Source organism: Stutzerimonas kunmingensis (assembly GCF_900114065.1).
Taxonomy (GTDB): domain Bacteria; phylum Pseudomonadota; class Gammaproteobacteria; order Pseudomonadales; family Pseudomonadaceae; genus Stutzerimonas; species Stutzerimonas kunmingensis.
This window is the reverse complement of sequence record NZ_FORS01000006.1, coordinates 228,446-249,943: the sequence shown is the minus strand read 5'-3', so window position 1 is coordinate 249,943 and position 21,498 is coordinate 228,446. Positions and strand designations below refer to the sequence as shown.

Sequence of the window (21,498 nt, the reverse complement as noted above, 5' to 3'; positions counted from 1 at the left end):
CGTTGTCCACCCTACGTAGGAATCAGCCATTGGCGTTGGCCACCAGCGCAAAGGAGCTGAGGCTGACGCGGTGCTCGCGGGTCAGGTATTCGCGACGCTCCAGGCGGTCGCGCTGGAAGCGGCTGTCGCGGGACAGGCGCGAAAACCAGTAGAGCAGCTCGTCGGTGGCACCCTCGGGTTCCTGTTCCAGCAGCCAAGCCATCAGGTCCGGCAGCGGCAGTGCCTGCTGGCAGCGCTCGATCATCTCGCGGGCGGTGCGCGGTGCGCGCGGTTGCTCGCCCTTGCGCTTGCCGCTGGCCCGGGGGAATTGCGCCGGTTTCGGCTCGAAGCGGGCCAGGGCGTAGACGTAGGCCTCGACCTGGCTGGCGGTGCCGAGAAAGGTGCTCTGCGGACGGGTGAACAATGGCAGCGAAGCCTGCGGTACGGCGTCCAGGCCCTTCTTGCGGATCGCCGACAGCGCCAGCGCCGCGCCGCGGGTCACGGCATTGTGCCGGCGCGCTTCCTCGCGCAGCGGCAGCAGCAGCTCGCGGGCCTTGCGCAGCGTCAGCTGGGCGGTGGTCTGCATCTCGAGGATGCGCGCATGGGTGCGCACGAGCAGATCGTCGTCCACCAACTGGCCGAGGCGCTGCTGCTCGCCGAGTAGCTTCATCAGTACCTGCTCGACGCGGTGCACGCCCTGCTCGAAGGCACCGTCGGCGGAAACCAACTGAATCATTGGCTCGACGTATTCGTCCCAGGTCGCCAGCACCTCGGCATAGCGCTGGCGCAGCGGAATCTGACGGTCGCTGGTCTTGGCCCGGTCGGCCACGGCGACCAGCGCCTGTTCGTCGTTATCAAGCTTCTTCAGTACATCGCGCACGCGCATGTCGAGCAGGCGCAACTGGCGGGCCAGATCGTTGCCGTCGCGAATCTCGAAGGCATCGAGAATATGTCCGGCCAGACGCTCAAGATGGCGCAGGTAGGCTTCGATCTCCAGGCACAGGCCGAGGCGGTGCTCGCGGCGCAGGTAGGCGAGGAAGTCGTGGATCTGCGCGTTCAGCTCGAAGCGGTTGGGGCTCTTGGCCACCGGCACCAGGATGTCCAGGCGGATCCACTGGTCGAGCAGGGCGGTGACGTCGGTGGGCGTGCCTTCGGGCAGTTGCGCCGCCAGCTGATGACGAAGTTCGACCAGGCTCAGGGTGCCGGCGTCGAAACGCTCGCACAGCGGCTCGAGCAACGTCCAGTGTTCGGCGAGGGCACGCAGTACGCGCTTGGGTTCGATCATTGGGGCGCCAGTCCAGCCAGTGAAAAAGCGCGAATTGTACTGCATTGACAGCCAGCGGAAGGCCCGCCGGACAATCGGACGCGCTTTGTATAAGGCGCCCGGCAATCAACCGGGCGATTCACTTGAACGTCATTGCACGCGGGTTAGCCTGTCTAACATCGGCGCTTGCAGCCACATCGGTGCTGCCGGATGTCCTGGAATGGTGACGAAGTGTTGAAAATCTATTTCGATCTGCGCCGGTAATCGGCACAATTCGCGGCTTTTGCAAACGGGAGCTGCCGGCTCCTGTCCGGCGAAATCCCTTGGGGGCACGTAGACATGATCCAGACGCCGTATTACCTAATTGATAAACAGAAGCTCCTGGGCAACCTGGAAAAGATCGCCTACGTGCGCGAACAGTCCGGCGCCAAGGCGCTGCTGGCCCTCAAGTGCTTCGCCACCTGGTCGGTATTCGACCTGATGCAGCAGTACATGGATGGCACCACTTCGTCCTCGCTGTACGAACTCAAGCTCGGCCGGCAGAAGTTCGCCGGCGAAACCCACGCCTACAGCGTGGCCTGGGCCGACGACGAGATCGAAGAGATGGTCGCCAACTGCGACAAGATCATCTTCAACTCCATCGGCCAGCTGGAGCGCTTCGAGGCCGGCACCGAGGGCACCATCCGCGGCCTGCGGGTCAATCCGCAGGTGAGCAGCTCCGACTATCTGCTAGCCGACCCGGCGCGGCCGTTCAGCCGCCTGGGCGAGCACGATCCAGCGAAGATCGAGGCGGTGATCGGCAAGATCAGCGGCTTCATGTTCCACAACAACTGCGAGAACAGCAGCTTCGAGCTGTTCGACCAGATGCTGACCACCATCGAGGAGCGCTTCGGCCACCTGCTGGAAAAGGTCGAGTGGGTCAGCCTCGGCGGCGGTATCCACTTCACCGGCGAAGGCTATCCGCTGGATGCCTTCTGCGCGCGGCTGAAAGCGTTCTCGGAAAAATTCGGCGTACAGGTCTACCTGGAGCCGGGCGAAGCGGCGATCACCATGAGTGCGTCGCTGGAAGTCACGGTGCTCGACACCCTGTACAACGGCAAGAATCTCGCGGTGGTCGACAGCTCGATCGAAGCGCACATGCTCGACCTGCTGATCTACCGCCTCAACGCCAAGATGGCGCCCAGCGACGGCGAGCACAGCTACATGGTGTGCGGCAAATCCTGTCTGGCCGGCGACATCTTCGGCGAGTACCAATTCGATCGTCCGCTGGCCATCGGCGATCGGCTGTCGTTCATCGACGCGGCAGGCTACACCATGGTCAAGAAGAACTGGTTCAACGGCCTGAAAATGCCGTCCATCGTGGTAAAGCAGCTCGACGGCAGCGTCGAGGTGGTTCGTGAGTTCGACTTTAACGATTACCTGTCCAGCCTTTCCTGAGGCCGCAGTACAAGGGGGTGAAACAATTGAAGAAAAACGTTCTTATCATTGGTGCAGGAGGTGTCGCCAAGGTGGTGGCCCATAAGTGCGCGCAGCACAACGACGAACTCGGTCGTATTGCTATCGCGTCGCGCAACATCTCCAAATGCCAGGCCATCATCGACAGCGTGCAAGCCAAGGGCGGGCTCAAGCAGCCCGGCGAAATCAAGGCCTATGCGTTGGACGCCATGGACGTGGAAGCGACCAAGGCACTGATTCGAGAAACCGAATCGCAGATCGTCATCAACGTCGGTTCTGCCTTCCTCAACATGTCCGTGCTGCGCGCCTGCATCGACACCGGCGCCGCGTATCTCGATACCGCGATCCACGAAGAGCCGGGCAAGATCTGCGAAACGCCACCGTGGTATGGCAACTACGAGTGGAAGCACCTGGCCGAGTGCCAGGAGAAGGGCGTCACCGCCATCCTCGGCGTCGGTTTCGACCCGGGCGTGGTCAACGCTTACGCTGCCCTGGCGCAGCAGGAATACTTCGACAAGATCGAGTCGATTGACATCCTCGACGTCAACGCCGGTTCCCACGGCAAGTATTTCGCCACCAATTTCGACCCGGAAATCAATTTCCGCGAATTCACCGGTCAGGTTTACAGCTGGCAGAACAGCCAGTGGACGACCAATCGCATGTTCGAGGTCAAACGCACCGACGACCTGCCGGTCGTGGGCGCACAGAGCCTCTACCTGACCGGCCACGACGAGGTGCACTCGCTCTCCAAGCACCTCGATGTACCGAACATCCGCTTTTGGATGAGCTTCGGCGAGCACTACATCAACGTCTTCACCGTGCTGAACAGCCTTGGCCTGCTCTCCGAGCAGCCGGTGCGCACCGCCGAAGGCCTGGAAGTGGTACCGCTCAAGGTGGTCAAGGCCGTATTGCCCGATCCCGCCTCGCTGGCGCCGGGCTATACCGGCAAGACCTGCATTGGCGATCTGGTCAAGGGCACTAAGGACGGGCAGCCTCGCGAGCTGTTCATCTACAACGTCGCCGACCATGAAGAAGCCTATGTCGAGACCGACAGCCAGGGCATCTCCTACACCGCCGGCGTACCGCCGGTTGCCGCCGCGCTGCTGGTAGCGCGTGGCGAGTGGGATGCGCAGCGCATGGTCAACGTCGAAGAGCTGCCGGCCCAGCCATTCCTCAAGCTGCTCGATGTGATGGGCCTGCCAACCCGCATCAAGGATGAGCGCGGCGATCGGGCCTGGGATCAGTAAGCCAGCGACAAGTTGCACGCAAGAACGAAAGGCCCCGCTGCTCTGGTAGCGGGGCCTTTTGCTTTGTTGGCGGCGCGGCGGTGGATGTAAAAAGCGACATCCACCCTGCGTTGGGGACTGACCTTCGTAGGGTGGAAAACCGCGAAGCGTTTTCCACCAACGTTCCCCCTCGGTGGAAAAGCCTTCGGCGTTTTCCACCCAACGCTGCGACAACCCAAGCCAAACGCAGCTTCGCCTTCCCGCTTTGTTCATTTCACGCGACAATCCGCGGACTACAGCGCCCCCTGAGAGGCGCTCGGCAGCCGTGAGGATTTCCTATGAGCAGCAATGATCGCGTCATCATCTTCGACACCACCCTGCGCGACGGCGAGCAGAGCCCCGGCGCGTCCATGACCGGTGAGGAAAAGCTGCGCATCGCCCGTGCGCTGGAGCGGCTGAAGGTGGACGTGATCGAAGCGGGCTTCGCCATCGCCAGCCCCGGCGACTTCGCCGCGGTGAAGCTGGTTGCCGACAACATCAAGGACAGCACCGTGTGCAGCCTGGCGCGCGCCGTCGACGCCGACATCGAGCGTGCCGCCGAAGCACTGGCCGGCGCCAACTCCGGGCGCATCCACACCTTTATCGCCACCAGCCCGATCCACATGCAGTACAAGCTGCGCATGCAGCCGGACCAGGTGGTCGAGCAGGCGGTGCGTGCGGTGAAGAAGGCGCGCAGCCTGTGCGCCGACGTGGAGTTCTCCTGCGAGGATGCCGGGCGCTCGGAGATCGATTTCCTCTGCCGCATCATCGAGGCTGCCATCGACGCCGGTGCGCGCACTATCAACATCCCGGACACCGTCGGCTATGCGATTCCGCACCAGTACGCCGACACCATCCGCCAGCTGCTCGAACGCATCCCCAACGCCGACAAGGCAGTGTTCTCGGTGCATTGCCACAACGACCTGGGCCTGGCCGTGGCCAACTCCCTCGCGGCAGTGGTCGCCGGTGCGCGGCAGGTGGAGTGCACCATCAACGGCCTCGGCGAGCGTGCCGGCAACGCCGCGCTGGAAGAGATCGTCATGGCGATCAAGACCCGCCAGGACCTGCTCGACGTACACACCCGCATCGAGACCGAGCACATTCTCGCGGCCTCGCGCCTTGTCTCGGGCATCACCGGCTTCCCGGTGCAGCCGAACAAGGCCATTGTCGGCGCCAACGCCTTCGCCCACGAGTCGGGCATCCACCAGGACGGCGTGCTCAAGCACCGCGAGACTTACGAAATTATGTCCGCCCAGTCGGTTGGCTGGAACGCCAACAAGATGGTGATGGGCAAGCATTCCGGCCGCGCCGCATTCCGTTCGCGTCTGGATGAGCTGGGCATCGTGCTCGAAGGCGACGAGCTGAATGCCGCGTTCGCCCGCTTCAAGGAGCTGGCCGACAAGAAGCACGAAATCTTCGACGAAGACCTGCAGGCACTGGTCTCCGACACCCTGGCCGACGAAGCGCCTGAGCACTTCAAGCTGGCCAGCCTGGAAGTCGCGAGCAAGACCGGCACCATCCCCGAAGCCAAGCTGGTGCTCAGCGTCGACGGTGCCGAGCGCAGCGCCCAGGCCCAGGGCTCCGGCCCGGTCGATGCAACCTTCAAGGCCATCGAGGCGGTCGCCGAATCGGGCGCCACGCTGCAATTGTATTCGGTCAACGCCATCACCCAGGGCACCGACTCCCAGGGTGAAGTCACCGTGCGGCTGGAGAAGGGCGGGCGCATCGTCAATGGCAACGGCGCCGATACCGATATCGTCGTCGCGTCGGCCAAGGCTTACCTGAACGCGCTGAATCTGATGCAGGTCGGCGCCAAGGCTCACCCACAGGTGGAAGGCGTTTGATCAACGAAGCCCGGCGTCTCGCCTACCTCGACGCCATGCAGGTGGCCAGCTGGCTGCCGCGTACCGAACTGCCTTTCGCTGCGCCGTCGCGGCCGGAGCTGCTGTTGCCGGTCGCGGCCGAAGCGGAGCCGGACATTGCCGTCGCTCCGCCAGCCGAGGTGCCGGTGGCCGCGCCGGTAGTGGAACGGGCACCCGCAGCACCTGTCGTCGAGCCGCCGCAGGCGCCGCGTCCGCGTATCGCCATGCCGGAACCCAAGCAGCCGGAACCGGTTGCTGCCGCGACGGAAGAACAAGCGGCCGAGCCAGCCAAACCGATCGAGCCACCGCCGCGTTTCTCGCTGCAGCTGATGCGCGCCGGCAACGTGTTGCTGGTGGTGGAATTGCCCACCGGCGAATCCTTCCAGAGCCGCGACCCGGCCTACATCCTGCTCAAGGACCTGCTGCGCGCCGCACGCCTGCCGGACAAGCCGCAGCAGGTCGGCGATGGCGAGCCGATTCGCTGGCCGCTGCTGAACAAGGGCAGCCTCGACCAGGGTGGAGAAGCCGCGCGTGATTACGTGCAGGGCGTGATGGCCGCCGAGCTGGAAAACATGGGCTGCGATTGCATCTGGCTGATCGGTCGTCCGGCGCTGCGTTTCGCCGGTGAAGTGGATGTCGACGCCTGCTATCGCGAACTGGCTGTCGAGGGGCTCGGTCGCGCACTGGCGATGCCCGGCCTGGAACAGCTGATGGAGCAGCCGGCCGCCAAGGCCGAGCTGTGGAAAACCCTGCGCCGCAGCATGCCGCGCTGGCACATAGGTTCATGAGTACGTGTGATGAGTGATGCTGTCAGCTTCCGCCCGATGACCGCGGCGGACATCGAAGCCGTGTTGAAGATCGAGTACGCCGCCTTCAGCCACCCCTGGACGCGCGGCATCTTCAACGACGCGCTGAGTGCCTACGAGTGCTGGGTGATGTTCGAGGGCGAGCAGCAGGTCGGCCACGGTGTGATCAACCTGATCCTTGACGAGGCGCACCTGCTCAATATCACCGTCAAGCCGCAGAGCCAGGGCCGCGGGCTTGGACTGCGGTTGCTGGAACACCTCATGCAGCGCGCCCGCGAACGAGGCGGCCGCGAATGCTTCCTCGAAGTACGTGCGAGCAACACCACGGCCTATCGGCTTTACGAGCGTTATGGCTTCAACGAAGTTGGCCGGCGCCGGGCCTACTACCCGGCGGCAGACGGCCGTGAAGATGCGCTGGTGATGGCCTGCACCCTGCTGGATTGACTGCTGCGGGCGGAGCTCCAGCTCTGAGCCGGAGGTCGCCGGCGTCTACGTCTCGAGGTTGCCGATCTCCGACCGTTGCCGCTCTCGAAGGGTGGATCACGCGTCACCGATTCACCGTGCTCGCGTCACTGTGGATGTAAAAAGCGACATCCACCCTACGTCTACTGGACTGATACCTAGGGCAGAGGCTCCGGCGGCCGGAGCTCGTCGGCGCCCACGTCTCGCTGTTGCCAAGCTCTGAATGTTGCCGGCCTCGTAGGGTGGATCACGCTTCACCGATCCACCGTGTTCGCGTCAAGGTGGATGTAAAAGGCGACATCCACCCTACATCTACGAAGTAAGCCGAGGCCTTATGAGCTCCGGGGCCATGTCGCTTCCGCCTACCGAGTGCGGCAAATGGCTCCGCTTTATTCCCCCGGCCGCTTGTCCCGTCCGGAATCCAGTGGGGCTTCGCCTTCCAGTTCTTCGTCCGACAGCACGCTGTCGTCCTCGCGCAATACCGCATCGCCACCGCTGAGGCCGGTGTCTTCGTCGCCTTTGGCGGGGCCGTCCCAGGGTTTGCCGTCGAGCGGGTCGTAGCGGCCGAGTTCGGCCTCGTCGAGATCCACATCGGCGCCGATCTCATGCTCGGAAACCACGCTCAGGTCCTGATCCGCCGGCTCGCCATGGCCGCGTTCGCTCGGTGAGCGTGCGCCGTCCTCGGGGATCAGCGTTTCCGGAGACATGTCGTCCATTGTGGTCTCGCCATCCGGGACTTCACCCGCGGTCATGCCTGCTTCGGCGGCACGTTCGGCGGTGAACTCGTCGGCCACCTGCTCACCGGGCACTTCGTCACCGATGCGGCCCTTGCGCTCGTCACGGCGCTGATCGAAATCGAGCTGTTCGATGGAGCCCATGCGGTCTTCGGTGTTGTCGATTTCCGTTGGGGTGTAGGGTTTTTGATCGCTCATGATCGTCTCCTGTCAGAACGTCGGTCATGCAGGTTGTGACCCGGTCGCCCTGGGAAGATTCAGGGCGTCGGCTGGCCGATAACGCCATTCGGGTCCATCCTTTCCTGCGGCCGTAGATGCCTGAGCGTCTTGAGAAAAAGGGGACGAACCACCGCGCGTGATCCGGAGTCCTACTCTGCATGAATGATCAAAACGACCAACCCGCGCCAGAGCCCCGGCGCTACGCCTTCTTCTTCGATGTCGACGGAACGCTGGCTGAGATTCAGCCCCGACCGGAACTCGTCTTCATTCCACCGGCCACCCTCGCGGCCCTGGAACGCCTGCATGCCGGAGGCATTCCCGTCGCCGTGATCTCCGGCCGACCGCTCGCGCAGCTCGATGCGCTGCTGGCGCCCCTGCAACTTCCCGCCGCCGGCGTGCACGGTGCCGAGCGCCGTGATGCCACGGGTGAGCTGCGCAACCTGGCACTCGACAATCAAGCGCTGGAGCGCATCCAGCGTGAGTTGCAGCAGGCCTGCAGCGAGCATCCCGGCCTGCACCTGGAGAACAAGAGCGTCGCCTTTGCCCTGCATTTTCGTCAGGCGCCGGAGCTGGAGGAGGTTGCCCGCACACTCGCCGAAGACTTCGCCCAGCGTTACGCCGAGGTACTGACCCTGCAGCCCGGAAAGTGCGTGTTCGAACTCAAGCCCCGCGGCGCGAGCAAGGGCGAGGTGATCCGCGCCTTCATGCAGGAAGCGCCGTTCTCCGGCTGCACTCCCGTGTTCCTTGGCGACGATCTCACCGACGAAGCCGGCTTTGCCGCCGTCAATGCGCTCGACGGTCGGTCCATCAAGGTCGGCGACGGCCCCAGCGAGGCCCGCGAACGGGTGGCGTCGGTGGCTGCCGTCGGCAGCTGGATCGAAGCGCTGCTGAACGAACTCGGTGTACCGGCCGAACCCAGAATAAAACCCGACTAGAGCGAGATTTACTGCCATGAGCCGTTTAGTAGTGGTTTCCAACCGCGTGGCGCCAATCAAACCGGGCAAGGTAGCCGCCGGAGGGCTGGCCGTCGGTGTCTACGATGCGCTGCGCCAGGCCGGTGGCATCTGGTTCGGCTGGAGTGGCGAGATCAGCGCGACCCCGACGATCAACGCCGAGGAAGTGGGCAACATCACCTACGTCACGCTGCCGCTGAACAAGCGTGACTACGACCAGTACTACCGCGGCTTCTCCAACAACACGCTCTGGCCGATCTTCCACTACCGTATCGACCTGGCGCGCTACAGCCGCGAAGAATACGACGGCTACCGGCGGGTCAACGGCATGCTGGCCGAGAAGCTCCTACCGCTGCTCAAGCCCGACGACATCATCTGGATTCACGACTACCACCTGATCCCGTTCGCCGAGGCCTGCCGGCAGCTGGGCATCCGCAACCGCATCGGCTTCTTCCTGCACATCCCGTTTCCCGCACCGGAAATTCTCACCGCCATCCCGCCGCACAACGAGCTGCTGAAGACCCTCTGTTACTACGACCTGATCGGCTTCCAGACCGACACCGACCGCCTGGCCTTCCAGGACTACATCACCCGCGAAGTGCGCGGTGTGATCGAGCCGGACGGCAGCCTGACCGCCTACGGGCAGAACTTCCGCGCCGGGGTGTACCCGATCGGTGTGGTGCCGGACGAAATCCAGAAACTCGCTGAAGGCTACAAAGGCCGAGCCCATCCGATGCGCCGCGCCAGCGACGCGACGCGCCAGACCATCATCTCGGTCGACCGCCTGGACTACTCCAAGGGCCTGGTGGAACGCTTCCGCGCCTACGAAGAGTTTCTCGACCGCTATCCCAAACACCGCAACAACGTCGAATTCCTGCAGATCGCGCCGACCTCGCGTTCCGACGTGCGCACCTATCAGCACATCCGCGAGCAGCTCGAGAGCCAGGCCGGGCATCTCAACGGGCGCCTGTCCGATCTTGACTGGACGCCGCTGCACTACCTCAACAAGAGCTACGACCGCCGCGTGCTCATGGGCCTGTTCCGCACCGCCGACGTCGGCTTCGTCACGCCGCTGCGCGACGGCATGAACCTGGTCGCCAAGGAATACGTAGCCGCGCAGGACCCGGAAGATCCCGGCGTGCTGGTGCTGTCGCGCTTCGCCGGCGCCGCACGCGAGCTGACCTCCGCGCTGATCGTCAACCCGTACGACTGCGTCGGCATGGCCGAAGCCCTCGACCGCGCGCTGAGCATGCCGCTGGCCGAACGCAAGGACCGCTACGAGCACCTGATGCGCGCCATTCGTGCCGCCGATCTGGATGCCTGGCGCGACAACTTCATGCGTGACCTGCGTTCGTACGTCTCCCAGCCCAGCACCACGGTCATCGAGACGGAAGAACTCGTCGAGCCGGACTGATCGCCCGCGCGCGAGCCGGCCTTGCTTGTCAAAGGCCAGGCCGGCTCGTAAGGTGCGGGGCCGAACCATAGGGACAACGTAGATGAGCGAGCTGGAACCGCTGTTCGAGAACAACGCCCGCTGGGCCGAGGCCATCAAGGAAGAAGACCCCACCTTCTTCGAGAAACTGTCCAAGCAGCAGGCGCCGGAATACCTGTGGATCGGCTGCTCCGATGCCCGCGTGCCCGCCAACGAGATCGTCGGTCTGTTGCCGGGCGATCTCTTTGTTCATCGCAACGTCGCCAATGTCGTGCTGCACACCGACCTCAACTGCCTGTCGGTCATCCAGTACGCAGTCGACGTGCTCAAGGTCAAACACATCCTCGTCACCGGCCACTACGGCTGCGGTGGCGTGCGCGCCTCCATGCGTGACGACCAGCTGGGCCTGATCGACGGCTGGCTGCGCAGCATCCGCGACCTCTACTACGAGCATCGCGTGCACCTGTCCAAGCTGGCCAGCGAAGAGGAGCAGGTCGACCGCCTGTGCGAGCTCAACGTGATCCAGCAGGTCGCCAACGTCAGCCACACCACCATCGTCCAGAACGCCTGGCACCGCGGCCAGCCGCTGGCCGTGCATGGCTGCATCTACGGCATCAAGGATGGCCTGTGGAAGAACCTCAACGTCACCGTCAGCGGGCTCGATCAGCTGCCATCGCAATACCGCCTGCGTCCGCTGCGTAACGCCTGATGAACAGCCGCCACGCCCCGGCATTCGCCGGTCTGCTCATCGCTGTGCTCTGCTGGAGCGGCAACGCGCTGGTGGCACGTGCCTTCTATGACCAGATCCCGCCGCTGAGCCTGTCCTTTTGGCGCTGGGTGCTGGCCACTACGCTGCTGCTGCCCTTCGTGGCGAAAGGCATCTGGACCCATCGAGCGGCCCTGCGTGCTGCCGGCTGGCGCTTGCCGGTGATCGCCGCGCTCGGCATCGCCAGCTACAACTCGCTGCTCTACACCGCTGCGCAAAGCACCGAAGCGATCAACCTGACGCTGGTGAACACCTGCCTGCCACTGGCGACCTTTATCGGTGCGGGCTTCCTGCTCGGTGAATGGCCACTGCGCCGCGCCTGGTTCGGCATGGCCGTGGCGGCGGCGGGGCTGCTCTACCTGATCAGCCGTGGCAGCTGGCAGACCTTTGCCAGCCTGTCGTTCAAGGCCGGCGACCTCATCATGCTGCTCGCCGTGCTGGTGTGGGCGCTGTACACGCTGCTGCTGCGGCGCTGGTCCGGTTTCCTCACCGTGCCCCCGCTGGTGCTGCTCGGCGTGCTGATGCTGCTGGGCGTGCCGCTGATCCTGCCGTTCTACCTGTACGAGCTGAGCCGGGTAGGGGGCTTCGCCGCCACACCGGCCAACCTCGGCGCCATCGGCTACACCGCCGTGTTCGCTTCGCTGATCGCCTACCTCGCCTGGAACCACGGCGTAAAAGTCGTCGGCGCCGCCAAGGCCGCCATGGCCAGCTACCTGATGCCCGTGTTCACCGCGCTGCTCGGCTGGCTGCTGCTGGGCGAAGCCCTGCAACCCTTCCACTGGATCGGCGGCACCCTGATCTTCGCCGGCCTGCTGCTGGCCACGCGGCCGTCATTTCGCTAGCGGCGCCCCACATGGCGCGTCCTAGGCGCCATTGACCGTTCGTAACTAACCGTTTGAAAAGGATAAAAAATCTGCGGAGCCAGGGTTGACAGCCCAAACCGACCAGAGAATAATGCGCGCCACTTGGCTACATAGCTCAGTTGGTTAGAGCGCAGCATTCATAATGCTGATGTCCCAGGTTCAAGTCCCGGTGTAGCCACCAGACAAAACAAGGGGTTAGCGAAAGCTAGCCCCTTTTTTGTTTGTGCCGGTGACTACAAAGTGACTACGGCTTGACCACGACCCTTAACCGACCGCCCGCAGCGGTTCGATTTCGTGCTCGATCTCTTCGCCTGCCTCGGCGTAGGTCGTTGCCAGTGCATATTCGGTTTGCAGGTTCATCCAGAACTGAGCGGACGTATCGAAATAGCGACCCAGGCGGATAGCCGTATCAGCAGTGATACCGCGACGTTCCCGCACAATGTCATTGATGGTCGGCGCCGATACATGCAGAGCGCGAGCGAGTGCAGCGGGAGTGATACCCAGCGGCTCCAAGAACTCTTCGCGCAGCACTTCACCAGGGTGAATGGGGCGCATGCCGTTGATTGCCATGTAGCCACCTCCTCAGTGGTAATCGACGATTTCGACCTGCATCGGGCCTGCGTCCGTCCAGACAAAGCAGATCCGCCACTGGTCATTGATCCTGATGCTGTGCTGCCCGGCCCGGTTGCCCTGCAGCAGCTCCAACCTATTACCGGGTGGAGAGCGCAAGTCGCGCAACTCTGTGGCCGCATTGAGCATCGCGAGCTTCCGCGTTGCGACAGTCAGAATGTTTCCCCAGCGCCTGGAGCTTCCTGATTCAAACAGGGACCGGGTTTCATCGCATCTGAAACTCAGTATCACGCTTTAATCCTTAACGTTAAGCGTTAATGAATCATACGCCTATTGGCTACTTCGTCAACACGTGCCAATGGCGTGACCGGTTTGGGCTAGTGGCGAGAGCCGCAGTGCCGATTCCAAATGATCCGCGACAGGTGCGCATAGCGCATGGTCATCGTGATCGACGAGTGCCCCAGTATCCGTTGCAGGCCGAGAATGTCACCACCGGCCATCATGTAGTGACTGGCGAAGGTGTGCCGCAGGATGTGGGTCATTTGGCCCGGTGTGTCGAAGCCACAACGCTTGTAGGCACACCGGAAAGCCGACCTGCAGGGCATGAATAGCCGGCCGTTTCCAGGCATGCCCACCTTCAATGCCAGATCCTCAACATCTTTCGGAATCGGCACGGATCTCGACTGGCGATTCTTGGTGCGATGGAAGTGAGCCTTGCCACTGTAGATCGCGGCACGGGTCAGCGACTCGGCTTCGTCCCTGCGGGCGCCGGTAGCCAAGTAGAACAGGGCGACGGGGTAGGTGTGATTGTTGGTGGAGCGCTTGCACTCTTCGAGCAACTGGCGGATCTGCGGCAGGGTGAGAAAGGTCAGCTCTACCTGATCCGTCTTGATCTGCCGGACATTGGCGAGCGGATTCTTTCCTACCCAGGCACCGCGCCGGATCAAAGGCTGGCGAGACCGACTATCCGCGCTGGGTGAACATCAAGCGGGGAAGGGCGCGTGTCGGTGCGGATGAGATCGAGATACTAGGGAAGCTATACCCTAGCTATAGGTGGTGGTTGCTTACTGGCGAAGTGATGCCAGAGAATCGCCAGACGAGCCCCGCCTATGACGAAGCCAACCGAAACTTGGCCAATCCAAACGCGGATAGCGATCACAAAAGAAGTAGCTAGGCGCTGGCACGCCCGTGAAAAGAGAGACAGGGAATGGTCAAATTAGCAGATATTCACCAATTTATAGCTATCGAGCCTGGCGATTATGCTACTTGCTTAGACTCAATTGAGCATACTCAAAAAATAAAGAATCTAACGACCAATCTACGTTTCCATCATCTGAAGTTTGATGGGAACGGCCGCCCTATGTCCAAGGCGCTTGCTGAGTTACTTTATCAATACATCATTCACTATTGTATTGCGGCCAAAAATAGGTCTTCGCCACTAACTGCAAAAGAGTCAACGATTTTGACGAAAGAAGCCCGAAAGCTGTTTCGTCATCCTGATATTACCGATGAAAGCCCAGATAAAACTGGTGAGGCCGGAGAGGCTTTGCTGTTTTTCTTGATTGAATCAATTATAAGCGCCCCGCAGATTGTTTCTAAGATGGAGCTTAAGACTAACAGGAAGCTTGAGGCTAACGGGTCTGATGGGATACATGCCCGATGGCATGAAGATGATCAGATAGTGGACTTTTACTTTGGCGAGTCAAAGCTGTATCGAGATGTCGATTCTGCTATTAATCCGCTCTAGAAAGTATTGAAAGCTTTCATGCTGATGAGGTCTATAAGCATGAGTTCACAATGATAACAAAGCACTTCAAATACGCAGATGAAGAGGTGCAGAAAGCCGTAACTGAGCATATAAGGCTTGGCGAGCCCGGGCCTAATGCAAGAGTGAATCATGCATGCCTAATAGGCTATAACTGGGATGCATACAATAATCAACGCAATAATAGTGGTCGTGAGCTCTCGGTTGATTTCAGAAATAAATTTCTGTTGGAAACGTCGTTGATTGCAGAAAAGCTAGATGCAAAGTTGGCGGGCTTTGCAAGGACGCATCTGAGATTTGATGTGTTCTTTATGCCTTTCCCATCTGTTCAGAATTTTAGGAACGAATTCAACGAGGCCTTGGATTGATATGCGTTTTAATGAAAAGGATTTTCAGTCTGACATAAATAAGCTTTTTATTGGTAGTATTTACCGGCTGTTGCCTGGTAGACATGATTTTGATGTTCTTGAATTTGACGAGATACGTAGACTTATTGGCTTGGCATCAATTTTGTCCGTCTCGGACGATTCAGATGATCTATCGCTAGCTTATGAGGTAATAAGTAGGCTGGTTGAGTCTGAGTCTTCCCATAAAGAAAAAATAACTCAGGCGGCGGATATAATATTGTCTAGGCTTGGCAATTTCCCCGGAAGAGAGTTGCTGAGAAAGAGATATAGTGAGTTGGAGAGCTTTTCTCCTGCGCTTACACTTTCCTTGGAGCGTATTGCGAGAGAGGTTGAAAATACAACCGACGACGGAATCGCCCTAACAGATTTTCAGTATAAATTTTATACTAGCCTTGAAGAGCAGAGGTCTTTAAGCATATCGGCACCTACATCGGCAGGTAAGTCCTTCATACTGAACCTTGACCTGGTTAGACGGCTGAAGGCGGGGAAAGAGGCGAATATCGTCTATATAGTTCCAACAAGGGCTCTGATATCTGAAGTTTCTACGCGAATCAGGCAAACACTTAAAGTGCGTGAAATATCTGGTGTTGTGGTTAGAAGCGCTCCGTTTCCCGTGAAGGAAAGCTCTGAGATTAAGAATGTAATTTATGTTCTTACACCGGAGCGGCTGTTAAGTTTGCTGAAGCCCGATAATAATAAAAGAAAAATAACATCTATATTTGTAGATGAAGCTCATGAGATTCAAAAGGGTAATAGGGGTATTACCTTGCAAAGCGCTGTGGATCTAGCTCTAAGTCTACATCCCGGTGCGTCAGTGTTTTTTGCTAGTCCACTGATAAGTAATCCAGGGTACTTCCTAAGTTTATTCGGTCGGCAAGATCAGGGGATGTTCTTTACCGAGACAAGGTCGCCGGTATCTCAGAATCTTATATTGGTTTCCGAGGCATTAAGGCAGACGGATAAAGTGAAGTTATCCTTGCTTGCGGCAAATCGGAATTTTGATCTTGGAGTAGTTCCGGTTGGCTTTAAGTTTAGAGGTGGCAAAGCTAGACAAAGGGCCGAATTTGCAAGTCTAATTACGAGAGAAAATGAATCAACCATTATTTTTGCAAATGGCCCTGGTGATGCAGAATCTGTTGCCGAAGAGCTGCTTGATATAGACAGTGATTATGAGTCATCTGAAGAGGTGAGAGACTTTATAAACTTTATAAGGTCTGAAGTCCATGAGGAGTACCCTCTGGCAAAAACGCTTCAGAAAGGAATTGCTGTGCACTATGGCGACATGCCGTCAATTGTAAGGGCGGGTATTGAAGATTTATTTAAGGCGACAGAGATTAGATTTCTATGTTGCACAAGTACTCTTCTTCAAGGAGTTAATTTACCCGCTAAACATATTGTAATTGAAGACCCGCATAGTGGTGATAGACCGATGAGTCGGTCAGATTTTCTAAATCTATCTGGTCGGGCAGGAAGGCTGCTTCAGGAGTTTCATGGAAACATCTGGTGTATTAGGCCTAGTGGCTGGAGCGAAGCATCATATACAGGTGAGAAGCTTCAAGAAATCAAAGCTTCGATGTCTAAGTTAATGGATGACGGCGGTGAGCTAATTACACAGCTGTTGTCTGGCTCTATTGATAGCGATGATAAAAGTTTTGCTGAGGCCGGGCTTAGTAGGCTATATCAAGAAACTAAAGCGCTGGGTGAGGAGGAGGTTCTATCTAAGTATGAGACGCGAGATAATATAGAAATTCTTTCAAAGAATATAGATTATGTAAATAGTCTAGAGATAAGTGTTCCGCAGGAAATTATTGACTCGCACAGCGGCTTGCGACCGGATCATCTTCAAAAGCTGCAGGATAAGCTATGGGGAGCGTTATATACTGAGCATTTCTCATTAATTAACCCCTTTCAAGTTGGGGGGTATAAGAAGATGTGCAGTGCTATAGAGATAATTTCCGAGGTTTTTGGGTGGGCTGAAAATCAGAAGTATAGAAATTTGGTAGCAAACCTTGCTCATCAATGGGCGACAGGCGTGGAGATTAGTGCGCTAATAAACAATCGTGTTAATTATAGGAAGCAAGAGGATGAGTCAGAAAAAACTTCAACAATAATTAGGCAGCTGTTGAAGACAATTGAGACGGACGTTAGATTCAAGTTGGTAAAATATTTCAGTGCTTATGAAGATGTGATTAAACATTGCCTGTTATCTAAAGGCTTTCAAGAGCATGAAGCAAGGCAGGCACCATATCATACATTTCTTGAGTTTGGTTTGTGCTCGCCAGTTGAGCTAAGCTTAATGTCTCTCGGCTTTTCTAGATTTACAGCGATCCGTTTAAAAAGAGCTTTTAATTGGGGTAATCCAGAAGAAATAGAGGATTACATCTCTATCTTGTTGTCAATAGATTTTTCTGGTTTGAAAATGCCTAGAGTCTGTATGAATGAAGTCAAAGACATTCTTGGTCATAGGTAGTGACTACATTTTCATAATTTCATAAAACCCAGGCTTGATGAGGTATGAGCTGAATAGGCTTGTTTTATGGGGCTTTCTGGCTCAATGGGGCGGGGCGTAGCGGATTCATAATGCTCCGCTCACCCGTCTGGCTGCACCACTGGACATCCAAAGGCGCCTAGCCAAAGCTAGCCGCCTTTTTTCGTTCCTCTCTTTGCTGTTCCGTTTACCGAGGTAAACCATGCGTGACCGTTTCGATGAGATCCGTGCCGAGCGGGATGTTCATTCCGTGGAGCCGGTTGTTTACAACCGTGATCCCCATGCCGGGCTGTGGAAGCAGATCGCGTTGGGGATTGTGGTGGGTTATCTGGCGTTGGGTCTGATCAGTGCCGTCGGTTGGGCGGTGTTTGTGCGGTTTGCCTTGGGCAGTTTGCAGATTGCGGTGCCGTGAAAGCTGGGGCGTTAGGCTGGCAAACAGGTTCTTCTGAGGCCGCGGTATCAGCGGGCTGTGGCGCCTTCTCTCGCCGTTGACGTTACCCGTGGCGCGGCGCAGAATCGGCGCCATTTCGCGGGGAGCCATCCTCCGCTAGCGGTTTTCTTTGGTGTCTGAAGGGCGTGTGATGAATACGTTGCTGTCTGCGGTCTCGGTGATCGTTTGTGTGTTGGCAATCAGTGCGGGTGTGATGCTCGATGTTCGGCACAAGCCGAGCGACGAGGCGAAGCGGGTGTATACCGCGGAGCGGGTGAACGAGATTCTGCGGCGTAATACGAAGCAGGGCTGAGCCGAGAGGCGAAGCAATAGAAGAAGAGGCGGCCCGAGGGTCGCCTTTTTTTATGCCCGGAAAAAAGCCGGGCGCGGGGCCCGGCGAAGTCCAACGAGGAGAGGTGCTGCGGCGTGGTGCTTACCAGAGCGGCAGGCTGTAGCTGACGATAAAGCGGTTCTCGTCCAGATCGCTGCCGAAGTTGCTGCGGGTGGTGGCGTTGCGCAGGCGCAGGCCGAGGTTCTTCAGCGGGCCGCTCTGGAACACGTAGGCGAGGTCGGTATTGCGTTCCCAGGTATTGCCTTCGCTGGCGCCGGGGCCGCGGTCGACGTTGTCGCCGGATAGGTAGCGCGTCATCAGGCTCAGGCCGGGGATGCCCATGGCGGCGAAGTCGTAGTCGTAGCGGACCTGCCAGGAGCGTTCGTCCTCGTTGCCGAAGTCGTTGATCTGCACCAGGTTGACCAGCGAGTTGTCGCTGCCGGCGATGTAGGCGAAGCCGGTGTCGCCGTTGAGCTGCTGGTAGCCGGCGCCGAAGGCGTGGCCGCCGAGCTTGTAGGTGAACATGGCGCCGAAGGCATCGGCGTCGACGTTGCTGCCGCCGTCGTCGGTCTGGTGCACGTAGCGCAGGTCGGTCTTGAAGCTCTGCTTGTCGCCGAGCGGCAGGACATGAACCAGGCCGAAGTTGTGCTCCTTGTAGATGCCGTCCAGCCCGCCGTAGAAGTAGCTGGTGCTGAGCTCGGGCGACCAGGCTTAGCGCGCGCCGGCGAAGAGGAATTCGTCGCTGCTGGTCTGGCTGCCGAACTGGATGTTGCGGCGGCCGCCGTTGAAGGCGGTCATTTCCTCGTTATCCGAGGAGTTGCGCTGGTTGACGCGGTCGAGCTTGCCGAGGTCCAGGGTCAGGCCTTCGATCTCCTTGCTCTGCAGCCAGGTGCCGCGATAGGTCTGCGGCAGCAGGCGGCTGTCGTTGCGCATCACCACTGGCAGGATGGGTTGCAGGGTGCCGATGTGCAGGGTGGTGGCGGACAGTTTGGCCTTGGCCGTCACACCGGCGGAGCCGTAGTCGTCCTGGGCGCGGTTGGGCGCTTCGCGGTCGCTCTGCAGGATGCCGGTGCCGACGCGGTCGGGGCTGGAGTCGAGCTTCACGCCGAGCAGGCCGATGGCGTCCACGCCGAAGCCGATCGGGCCTTCGGTGTAGCCGGATTCCATTTTCAGCATGAAGCCCTGAGCCCATTCCTCGGCCTTGGACTGGCCGGTGCCGGAGCGGAAGTCGCGGTTCATGTAGAAGTTGCGCAGGTCGATGCTGGCCTTGCTGTCTTCGACGAAGGCGGCGCTGGCGGGGTGGGTGGCGATCACTACGGCGCCGCCGCAGAGAATGTGGCAGAGGGATTTGTGGTGCAGTCGCATGGTATTTCCTCTTGTTGTTGTTTTGGGCCGCTCTCGGGCGGCTACAGGGCATAGAGCGAAAGGCGTGCCAGTCGTGGCGCTCGAGTGGCCACCCGCCGCGATGGCGCGTGGTAGAGCGATCTATGGGCGGTTGGCTGGGCTTGCCGCGAGGGCTGCGGTGCGTCCGTTGGACTGGACATGTATGGCGGACGGTGGTGTTCTGCGGGGTCGAGGTGTCCAGTCGGGCAGACTGGACGGCGCCGGCGGGTGAGACCGGCGCCGGATCAGATCAGCGCGTGCCCCTGCGACTCTTGACGCAGACAAAGCTCGACGCGGCTTTCACGTCGCCCTTGCCGACGTACTTCGGCCAGCCGGGGTATTCGCACAGCGGGCGGGTGCGGCCGGGCACGCCGACGCTATCGGCAACGACCTGCCTGCGCGGCGCGCGGCCCTGTTCGACCCAGTCTTCCAACGCGGTCAGTGAATCCCAGGCGGCGTTGAACACGGTGCTGGCGGCGTGGCCGTAGCCGGGGATCTCGTAGTAGCGCAGGAAGTGCTTGGTCCTGCCCGGGCCCATGTCGCGGCGCACGCGCTCGTAATACTCGGCGGTGGCGCGGGTGCTCACCAGCTGGTCGGAACTGCCGTGGGCCATGAGGATCTTGCCGCCGTTGCGGGCAAAGGCGGTGAGGTCGGTCTGGTTGACGTCCTGGCGCAGCGACAGCTCGCTGATGCGCGCCTGCCACGGGCCGGGATTCTGCGGGTCAAGGGTCAGCGAATTGAAGGTGGGGTTGCGCGTCACGAAGTAGCGCACCCATTCATCCCAAAACCCGGAATGGTAGGGCGCGCCCTCGGCAAAGCCGGTGCCGTGCACGGGCATCGGATCGCTCGGTTGCAGGGTATTGAGGCCGAGGCGGTTGACCACCAGCTGCAGGCCTTCACCCGGCCGGCCGAGGTCGGTGCCCCAGGTGTTGAAGCCGGGGTAGTGGGTTTCGCCGCTGGCCAGCGGGAAGTTGAAGCGGATCGGGCTGTTGAACACCCGCAGCGCCTGGATCTGCGCATCCGACAGGCAGCGCTGCGAGGTATCGGCACCGCCCGGGCAGCGCAGCGGTTTGCCGTTGAGCCTGGCGCGGGCCGGGTCGAACTGCGCATTGCATGCCGCCTGATGGCTGATCACGCCGTCGCGCACGCCATCCAACTTGTCGCAGGCCTGCATCGCGGCTTCCAGCAGTGCGGCGCGCTTCTCCAGGCTGGGAAAGGCGCCGGGCTGGGCGAGGGCGCGGGTGATGCGGCCGAACTGCAGGTCCAGCGCCAGGGCGTTGTAGGCGGGGTAGAGGACGATGGCGCCGTTGAAGTCGGTCGGCCATTGCTGCACCACCGCCAGCGCCTCGCGGCCACCGGTGGAGCCGCCGGCGAAATAGCTGCGCTCGGGCGCGGCGCCGTAGCGTTGTTCGATCAGGTAGACGGCGGCATCGCGGGTTTTCTTCAGCGCGTCGTGGGCGTAGTTGGCCAGGGCTTCGTCGTTCCAGGCAAAGGAGCCGGGGCTCAGCGGATCGGCCACATGCCCGGAATCGCTGCCGAACACCGCGTAGCCACGGCCGAGCGGTGTGGGTTGATCGACGGGGCCAGCGGGTACGTTGCCGGCGACGTTCGGCACCGTGCCGTTGTAACCGCCGCCGCCGAGCATCATCGCCTTGCGGTTCCACTGTTCGGGCAGCACCAGGCGCATGCGTATTGCCGGTGCGGCGGGGTCGACAGGACGAATCTCGGCGCTGAGGTCGCAGTAGGCGCCGAACGTCTGCGGTGCGCTGCCGCCAGCCGCGATAGGGGTCGCTGCGGTGACGCGCGCGCCGCTGCTGGGCAGGCCGATGGTCTGGGCCGGTATCTCGCGGCCAAGCAGTTCGGTGCAGGTCGCCGCCTGCACGGATTCGGCGGCAAGTAGCGCCAGCGCCAAGGGCGTCAGGCGCAGCGCGCGGCGGGTTAACGGATTGCTACGGATAGGCATCATTGGGGCTTCCTTCTTGTTGTTGTCGAGCCGATGCGCCGGGTCGGGCGCATAAGCGCTCAAGCCAATGACATGCCAGCCGGCGGAAGGAGGGGAGAGCA

At 60.3% G+C, this 21,498-nt stretch carries 17 protein-coding genes, 1 tRNA gene and 3 pseudogenes; 14 read left to right on the top strand and 7 right to left on the bottom strand.

Annotated elements, in window-relative coordinates; genetic code table 11:
- Window positions 1–22: 22 nt before the first annotated feature.
- Complete coding sequence (gene mksB, locus BM275_RS16170; protein ID WP_090522295.1) at window positions 23–1,309, bottom strand: Mks condensin complex protein MksB; 1,287 nt, start codon at window positions 1,307–1,309, stop codon at window positions 23–25.
- Window positions 1,310–1,582: 273 nt separating this feature from the next.
- On the opposite strand from mksB, the gene BM275_RS16165 reads away from it, so the two are divergent.
- The 5 genes from BM275_RS16165 to rimI all read left to right on the top strand — a co-directional run bounded on the left by BM275_RS16165 (window position 1,583) and on the right by rimI (window position 7,075).
- Entirely contained in the window at window positions 1,583–2,680 is a 1,098-nt protein-coding gene (locus BM275_RS16165; RefSeq protein WP_090522293.1) for a carboxynorspermidine decarboxylase, read from the top strand.
- A 26-nt stretch (window positions 2,681–2,706) separates the two neighbouring features.
- The gene (locus BM275_RS16160; protein ID WP_090522291.1) at window positions 2,707–3,945 is read left to right on the top strand and encodes a saccharopine dehydrogenase family protein; all 1,239 of its coding nucleotides are present in this window, start codon (window positions 2,707–2,709) and stop codon (window positions 3,943–3,945) included.
- 317 nt (window positions 3,946–4,262) lie between these two features.
- Window positions 4,263–5,807: a 2-isopropylmalate synthase gene (locus BM275_RS16155; RefSeq protein WP_014819297.1), complete on the top strand. Its 1,545-nt coding sequence runs from the start codon at window positions 4,263–4,265 to the stop codon at window positions 5,805–5,807.
- On the top strand, window positions 5,804–6,613 hold the full coding sequence (locus tag BM275_RS16150; RefSeq protein WP_090522289.1) for an energy transducer TonB: 810 nt from the start codon (window positions 5,804–5,806) through the stop codon (window positions 6,611–6,613). The genes BM275_RS16155 and BM275_RS16150 overlap by 4 nt, the downstream gene beginning before the upstream one ends.
- Before the next feature lie 9 nt (window positions 6,614–6,622).
- On the top strand, window positions 6,623–7,075 hold the full coding sequence (gene rimI, locus BM275_RS16145) for a ribosomal protein S18-alanine N-acetyltransferase (protein WP_058064582.1): 453 nt from the start codon (window positions 6,623–6,625) through the stop codon (window positions 7,073–7,075).
- Window positions 7,076–7,482: 407 nt separating this feature from the next.
- On the opposite strand, the gene BM275_RS16140 is transcribed toward rimI, so the two are convergent.
- On the bottom strand, window positions 7,483–8,025 hold the full coding sequence (locus BM275_RS16140; protein WP_041016187.1) for a hypothetical protein: 543 nt from the start codon (window positions 8,023–8,025) through the stop codon (window positions 7,483–7,485).
- A gap of 179 nt (window positions 8,026–8,204) precedes the next feature.
- Between BM275_RS16140 and otsB the strand changes: the two genes are divergently transcribed.
- From otsB to BM275_RS16115, 5 genes are all read left to right on the top strand, one after another.
- Entirely contained in the window at window positions 8,205–8,981 is a 777-nt protein-coding gene (gene otsB, locus BM275_RS16135) for a trehalose-phosphatase (protein WP_090522288.1), read from the top strand.
- Window positions 8,982–8,997: 16 nt separating this feature from the next.
- A complete protein-coding gene (otsA, locus tag BM275_RS16130) occupies window positions 8,998–10,413 on the top strand; it encodes an alpha,alpha-trehalose-phosphate synthase (UDP-forming) (protein WP_090522287.1) in 1,416 nt (471 codons plus the stop codon).
- An 82-nt stretch (window positions 10,414–10,495) separates the two neighbouring features.
- A complete protein-coding gene (gene can / locus BM275_RS16125; RefSeq protein ID WP_044316322.1) occupies window positions 10,496–11,140 on the top strand; it encodes a carbonate dehydratase in 645 nt (214 codons plus the stop codon).
- Window positions 11,140–12,039: a DMT family transporter gene (locus BM275_RS16120; RefSeq protein ID WP_090522286.1), complete on the top strand. Its 900-nt coding sequence runs from the start codon at window positions 11,140–11,142 to the stop codon at window positions 12,037–12,039. Before can ends, BM275_RS16120 begins: the two co-directional genes overlap by 1 nt.
- Before the next feature lie 125 nt (window positions 12,040–12,164).
- A tRNA-Met gene (locus BM275_RS16115) sits at window positions 12,165–12,241 on the top strand.
- A gap of 83 nt (window positions 12,242–12,324) precedes the next feature.
- Here the strand turns inward: BM275_RS16115 and BM275_RS16110 are convergent.
- The 3 genes and pseudogenes from BM275_RS16110 to BM275_RS16100 all read right to left on the bottom strand — a co-directional run.
- A complete protein-coding gene (locus BM275_RS16110; RefSeq protein WP_090522285.1) occupies window positions 12,325–12,630 on the bottom strand; it encodes a HigA family addiction module antitoxin in 306 nt (101 codons plus the stop codon).
- A gap of 12 nt (window positions 12,631–12,642) precedes the next feature.
- Window positions 12,643–12,921: a type II toxin-antitoxin system RelE/ParE family toxin gene (locus BM275_RS16105; protein WP_090522284.1), complete on the bottom strand. Its 279-nt coding sequence runs from the start codon at window positions 12,919–12,921 to the stop codon at window positions 12,643–12,645.
- A gap of 54 nt (window positions 12,922–12,975) precedes the next feature.
- Window positions 12,976–13,577 (bottom strand): annotated as a pseudogene (locus tag BM275_RS16100) (tyrosine-type recombinase/integrase); the annotation flags it as partial.
- Between the two features lie 260 nt (window positions 13,578–13,837).
- On the opposite strand from BM275_RS16100, the pseudogene BM275_RS22585 reads away from it, so the two are divergent.
- The 4 genes and pseudogenes from BM275_RS22585 to BM275_RS22285 all read left to right on the top strand — a co-directional run bounded on the left by BM275_RS22585 (window position 13,838) and on the right by BM275_RS22285 (window position 18,033).
- A pseudogene (locus BM275_RS22585) lies at window positions 13,838–14,763 on the top strand (HamA C-terminal domain-containing protein).
- A 1-nt stretch (window position 14,764) separates the two neighbouring features.
- Window positions 14,765–17,272: a DEAD/DEAH box helicase gene (locus BM275_RS16085; RefSeq protein ID WP_167362172.1), complete on the top strand. Its 2,508-nt coding sequence runs from the start codon at window positions 14,765–14,767 to the stop codon at window positions 17,270–17,272.
- A gap of 220 nt (window positions 17,273–17,492) precedes the next feature.
- Window positions 17,493–17,702, top strand: coding sequence for a hypothetical protein (locus tag BM275_RS16080; protein WP_042921263.1), 210 nt, complete (start codon window positions 17,493–17,495; stop codon window positions 17,700–17,702).
- A gap of 169 nt (window positions 17,703–17,871) precedes the next feature.
- The gene (locus tag BM275_RS22285; RefSeq protein WP_165362610.1) at window positions 17,872–18,033 is read left to right on the top strand and encodes a hypothetical protein; all 162 of its coding nucleotides are present in this window, start codon (window positions 17,872–17,874) and stop codon (window positions 18,031–18,033) included.
- Window positions 18,034–18,153: 120 nt separating this feature from the next.
- Here the strand turns inward: BM275_RS22285 and BM275_RS16075 are convergent.
- Window positions 18,154–19,416 (bottom strand): annotated as a pseudogene (locus BM275_RS16075) (OprD family porin).
- A 268-nt stretch (window positions 19,417–19,684) separates the two neighbouring features.
- Window positions 19,685–21,400 carry a tannase/feruloyl esterase family alpha/beta hydrolase gene (locus tag BM275_RS16070; protein ID WP_090522315.1) on the bottom strand — a complete coding sequence of 572 codons (1,716 nt, stop codon included), beginning with the start codon at window positions 21,398–21,400 and terminating at the stop codon, window positions 19,685–19,687.
- Window positions 21,401–21,498: the final 98 nt, after the last annotated feature.